The following is a 5800-nucleotide window of genomic DNA, read 5'->3' as shown; positions in this document are numbered from 1 at the left end:
GCCACGGCGGCGGCCGATGCACTCGTGAGCGCCATGAACCGGCTTCAATGGAATCAGGAACGCGAGGACGAACCCGCCGCGGCTTGAACGACTTCCTGTACTTGCTTGGGCGTACTGAGCCGGACATGCCTGTCCGGTAGGTAACCGGGCGCTCGCCGTCACAAGCGGACGGGTGCCTGCGGCGCGCGGCGCGGCTTTACTCGAGCGCGCAGCGCGTCGCCTGCCAGGCAACCAGGCGCCAATGCCCCTCTTCTTGCGCTTGGATGGCCGTGTAGGCAATCGGGAACAGCAACGCGCCGTTGTTCGCTTCCATTTCGAGCAGCGCGCGCCCGGTGACGATGCAGGCATCGCGGCCGACGGGCACGACATCCTGAGATTGCACCTCGATCTGACGGTAGCGGCGATGGCCCGCGGAGATGGCATCGATAAACTGCTGCTTCGTCTCGCGTTTGCCGTTGGTATGGACGAAGCTCACGCACTCGGAAAGCAACTGATTAAGCAACGGGACATCGCCGTCCACCATCGCGCGAAACCGATCGCGCTCAAGCGCCCGAATCGCCTCGATCACCTTTGCCGCCATCGCTCCGCTCCCCATGCAGCCGGCACGAAGGTGCCAGCGTCAGAAGTTGTACTGCACGTATAGCTGGGTGAAATTTATACCAGGATTCGGCTCTTTGATACCGGCGTTGGAGATGTGCTGAAAGCGGCAGCCCGCCTGATACTGCTGATGCGTGCCAAACTGTGCGCCGATGCCGACCACTTCCATGAATTGGAACGCCGTCGAGACCGTGTACGTATCCGTGATCGTCGGATGCGAAAGCACGCGGACACCGGCGCCGGCCTCGATATATGGACGAATGGCGCCGCCATCTTTGATGAAACGCAGCATCGGCTGAGCACCGATCGCATAGACGTTGTTGTGGAAGGCGCCTTCGTTCGTATGGAAATAGGTCAGATGCGCCTCGCCCGTCAGCGAAAAATGCCAGCCGCCCATCTCCCAGAAGTTCAGACCCGGGTCCCAGACGAACCCGATGTCGGCTCCCTTCACCTTATGTTGCGCGACACCATACCCAAGTTGGACGCCGTACGGCTGGCCCTGCGACGCACCGGGCGACTCGGTAGCCTGGGCTGCCGCCGCGCCGCACAACAGCACTGCGAACGCCAGGGCTCCGCGCGCCGTTGCTTTGAGCCGAATCAAATCGTTCTTCTTTTTCATGCCGATACTCCAAGGAGCGGTTGCATGTCGATCGTGCCGAAACAGGGCTTGAGGGCCGAATGATGTTACTTCGTGAGAATCTTCCACCAAGGTACCGTTTCCCGCAAAACATTGTTTGCAATTCGAACATATTGACGAGCGACGCTGGGCAAACCGCGTGCAGCTGCGCCGCCAACGGCCGCCCGGCAAAGGCCGTAAAATAAACTATCGATCCCACGATTTGATAGGGGCGAGGGAACTTTGCCTCGACAGCGGGCTCGAATGCTTAGCACTCGGCAAAAGGGAGTGCTAATATCCTGCGTGGAGTTTGTCTTCGTGACTGAGCAGTCTTTTGTTTCACAAGGAGTTTCATACGTGAGCAACGCTATGGCCCTCTCGAACACGCTGCGCCCGGCGTCCGCCAACGCCGCTCAAGCAGGTGCTCTGGCGCTCTCGCCGTCGATGCTGCCCGGGCAGCTCGGCAACATCGACGCCTACATTCAGGCCGTCAACCGGATCCCGATGCTGAGCGTCGAGGAAGAGCGCGAGCTCGCCACCGACTATCGTCTGCATAGCAACCTCGAAGCCGCGCGGCGGCTCGTGTTGTCGCATCTGCGCCTCGTGGTGTCGATTGCGCGCAACTATCTGGGTTACGGTTTGCCGCATGCCGATCTGATCCAGGAAGGCAACATTGGTCTGATGAAGGCCGTGAAGCGCTTCGATCCTGAGCAAAACGTGCGCCTGGTGTCGTATGCCATCCATTGGATCAAGGCGGAAATTCACGAGTACATCCTGCGCAACTGGCGCATGGTGAAGGTCGCCACCACCAAGGCGCAGCGCAAGCTGTTCTTCAATCTGCGCAGCCACAAGCAGGGCCTGCACGCGTTCACGCCGGATGAAATCGACGGTTTGGCGAAGGAGTTGAACGTCAAGCGCGAGGAAGTCTCGGAGATGGAAACGCGCCTGTCGGGCGGCGATATCGCGCTCGAAGGGCAGGTGGAAGACGGCGAAGAGTCGTTCGCGCCGATCGCCTACCTGGCGGATTCGCACAGCGAGCCGACGGCCGTGATTGCCGCACGCCAGAGCGATCGGCTGCAAACGGATGGTATTGCGCAAGCGCTGGATTCACTCGATGCGCGCAGCCGCCGGATTATCGAAGCGCGCTGGCTCAACGTCGAGGACGACGGATCGGGCGGCTCCACGCTGCACGAGCTGGCGGATGAGTTCGGCGTATCGGCCGAGCGGATTCGTCAGATCGAAGCCAGCGCGATGAAGAAAATGCGCACGGCATTGGCGGAGTACGCCTAAGCCAAGTAGCCATTTCGGCGTGCCGCTTCGCCGGCGCGCTGCGCAGCCCGTGTCCCGCACCATCCCGCCGCACCCAGCTCGGCGGGATTTTCTTTTGGTGCCCCGCGAATGACGAGCGCAGGCTACGTGTCCGGCCGTGCCATCCGCCAACGCAAACAAGAAACGGCGCCTGAGCGCCGTTTCTCCCTGTGCTGCCTACGCCTGTTGGCCTAAGAAGCCTTCGGTCTCACCCTCAAACCGGCTGCGGCGACGCACTGCCCGCAGGCGGCAGACGCGTGGCGAGTTGCTGCGCGTAACGCTGTGCTGCCGGTCCGCAGACGATGTGGAACGTATCGGCCGACACCCAGGCCACGTCGAGCGCCGCGAGCCGCTGACGATCGACGACCGACGGATCGCGTACGACAACGCGCAGCCGCGTGGCTGCCACGGGATCGAGCGCAGCGACGTTCGTGGCACCGCCGAACACGGCAAGCCAGCGCATCGTGACCGGATCGAGGGGGCCCGTCTGGCCATCCGCCGCTTTCGTTGCAGCAGCCGGCGCCGCTTGAGCCGCCCCCGAGCCGCCACCAGCGATGACGGCGCGCATTTCATCGGCGATCATGTCGGCTTCGGGCCCGATCACCACTTGCACGTTACGGGCGTCGCGCTTGAGCACGCCGCGCGCCCCCGCCGCTTTCAACGCAGGCTCCGAAATCTTCTCGGCATCGACTACCGACAAACGCAGACGCGTCGTGCACGCATCGACGAGCGTCAGGTTCTGCGCACCGCCCAGCGCGGCGATATAGCGATCCGCGCGCGACGCCCCGGCGCCACCCGCGACCGGCCCCACGTAACCGCCCGCGGCGAACGATTCGACTTGCGCTTCGGTCGTCGCGGGTTCGCGGCCCGGCGTGGCCATGTTGAACTTGCGGATGAAGAAGCGAAACAGCCCGTAATAGACGACGCCATACGCAAGGCCGATCGGAATCGCGAGCCAGCCCTTCGTCGACAACCCGTAATTGAGCACGTAGTCGATCGCACCGGCCGAGAAGGTGAAACCCAGGTGAATGCCGAGCGCCTGGCAGATCGCCAGCGAGATCCCCGTCAATACCGCGTGGATCACATAGAGCACGGGGGCAAGGAACATGAACGTGTACTCGACCGGCTCGGTCACGCCCGTCAGAAACGACGTCAGTGCCATGGAGAGCAGCAGCCCGCCCACCATCGCGCGGCGCTCCTTCGGCGCTTCATGGAACATCGCCAGACACGCCGCCGGCAGACCGAACATCATGATCGGGAAAAAACCCGTCATGAAGCCGCCCGCAGTCGGGTCACCGGCGAAGAAGCGATGCAGGTCGCCCGTCACGGCCGCGCCGCCGCCCGGCGGGGTGAACGTACCGAAGACGAACCACGCCAGCGAGTTGATGATGTGGTGCAGCCCCGTGACGAGCAGCAGCCGATTCAACGTGCCGTAGACGAACACGCCGATCGCGCCCGCCGTCGTCAGCCAGTGGCCCGTGGCGTCGATCGCCAGTTGCACGGGTTGCCACACATAGCCGAAGACGACGCCGAGCACGACGCACGCGAGCCCTGTGATGATCGGCACGAACCGCTTGCCGCCGAAAAACGCCAGGTAGTCGGGCAGTTTGATGTCTTTGTAGCGGTTGTACAGCAGCCCCGCGACGACGCCCGCGATGATGCCCGAGAGCACCCCCATGTTGAGCTTGTCGTTGATGTCCTTCATCACGGCGATCTCGACCAGATAGCCGATCGCTCCCGCCAGCGCCGCCACGCCGTTGTTTTCTTTTGCGAAACCCACCGCGACGCCGATCGCGAAGAGCAGCGGTAAATTATCGAAGATCGTGCCGCCGGCGTCGGCGATCAGCTTGATGTTCAGGACATCGGCCTGGCCGAGCCGGAGCAGGATACCCGCAACCGGTAATACCGCGATCGGCAGCATCAGCGCCCGTCCTAGGCGCTGTATCTTTAGGAATGGGTTCGCATCCATTGATTGAATCCTCCAGTTGGTCTGTCTCGTCGTTGATACTTTTAGTCTATGGTCGAGGTGCGAATCCGGTCGATAATTAGTTAGGATTCCTAATAAGTAGGAATTCCAGACCTAATCCAACGGCCAGATTTCACGGCTTGCTGCTCTTACCGCCTGCGCCGAATCGAGCGCGAGCAAATCGCTCGCGCGCTGCCGGCACAGCTGATAATCGAGGTTACGCACACGCGCCTTGATGCCGGGGACCGCCACCGGGTCCACCGAGAGTTCGGTCACGCCCAGCCCCACAAGCAGCGGCACGGCCACGGGATCGCCCGCGAGTGCCCCGCATACGCCCACCCACTTGCCGTGCCTGGCGGCGCCTTGAGTGGTCTGCTCGATCAGGCGCAGCACCGCCGGGTGTAAGCCGTCGGCTTGCGCGGCCAGATCCGCTTGGCAGCGGTCCATCGCGAGCGTGTACTGCGTCAAATCGTTGGTGCCGATCGAAAGAAAATCGGCGTGGCGCGCAAGTTGATCGGCCAGCAAGGCCGCCGACGGCACTTCGATCATCACGCCCACTTCAACGGGATCCGTCCGCCCCAAGCTGTGGGCCAGATCGTCGATACGTTTGCGCACCCGCTGCAGCTCGGCTGCATCGGTCACCATCGGCAGCAGGATGCGAACGCTGCCGTGCGGCTGCACCTCGATCAGCCCACGCAGTTGATCATCGAGCAGATCGGGCCGCACTTGCGCAAGCCGGATGCCGCGCAAGCCCAGCGCCGGGTTCGTCTCCGGCGGCAACGTCAAATACGGCACTTCCTTGTCGGCGCCGACATCGAGCGTGCGAATAATCGCCGTCCGCCCCCCGAGCGCCTCGACGATCGCCTGGTAGCTTTCGCGATGCTCGTCGATCGTGGGTGCCGATTCGCGATGGATAAACAGGAGCTCCGTGCGCAACAAGCCCACGGAATCGGCACCGTTCTCGATCGCGGTGCGCGCATCGTCGATCGTCGCGATGTTTGCAGCGACTTCGATCGCGCGGCCATCGTGCGTGGCCGCCGCTTGTTGCGACGTGCGGCGGTTCGCTTCGCGCACGCCGGCCAGACGCTGGCGTTCGAGGCGCGCACGCTCGACGTCGAGCTCAGTCGGCGCATATTCGATCCGGCCAGCGCTCGCATCGACGACGACTTGCGTGCCGTCCGGGATCGCATGCAGCGCATCGCCGACGGCAACCAGCGCGGGAATGCCGATCTGGCGCGCGATGATCGCGGCGTGCGAAGTCGCACCGCCCGCGGCCATCACGAGCGCGGTCACGCGCCCGCGGTCGAGCGAGG

At 63.4% G+C, this 5800-nt stretch carries 5 protein-coding genes; 1 reads left to right on the top strand and 4 read right to left on the bottom strand.

Annotated features, from left to right (window positions below; translation table 11 throughout):
• Positions 1-196 precede the first annotated feature (196 nt).
• Positions 197-580, bottom strand: a complete 384-nt coding sequence (locus ACTHL0_RS19445) for a nuclear transport factor 2 family protein (RefSeq protein WP_440568499.1) — start codon at positions 578-580, stop codon at positions 197-199.
• Between the two features lie 39 nt (positions 581-619).
• Positions 620-1216: an acyloxyacyl hydrolase gene (locus ACTHL0_RS19440; protein WP_440568498.1), complete on the bottom strand. Its 597-nt coding sequence runs from the start codon at positions 1214-1216 to the stop codon at positions 620-622.
• A gap of 354 nt (positions 1217-1570) precedes the next feature.
• On the opposite strand from ACTHL0_RS19440, the gene rpoH reads away from it, so the two are divergent.
• Complete coding sequence (gene rpoH, locus ACTHL0_RS19435) at positions 1571-2503, top strand: RNA polymerase sigma factor RpoH (RefSeq protein WP_440568497.1); 933 nt, start codon at positions 1571-1573, stop codon at positions 2501-2503.
• A gap of 232 nt (positions 2504-2735) precedes the next feature.
• Here rpoH and nagE read toward each other — a convergent pair whose 3' ends face one another.
• Together nagE and ptsP are read right to left on the bottom strand one after the other, a co-directional pair.
• Entirely contained in the window at positions 2736-4490 is a 1755-nt protein-coding gene (nagE, locus tag ACTHL0_RS19430; protein ID WP_440568496.1) for an N-acetylglucosamine-specific PTS transporter subunit IIBC, read from the bottom strand.
• Positions 4491-4601: 111 nt separating this feature from the next.
• The coding region (gene ptsP / locus ACTHL0_RS19425; RefSeq protein WP_440568495.1) for a phosphoenolpyruvate--protein phosphotransferase at positions 4602-5800 on the bottom strand (1199 nt) is incomplete at its 5' end.

Origin of the sequence: Trinickia sp., assembly GCF_051961175.1 — a bacterium.
GTDB lineage: Bacteria > Pseudomonadota > Gammaproteobacteria > Burkholderiales > Burkholderiaceae > Trinickia.
This window is presented reverse-complemented; position numbering and strand designations above follow the sequence as displayed.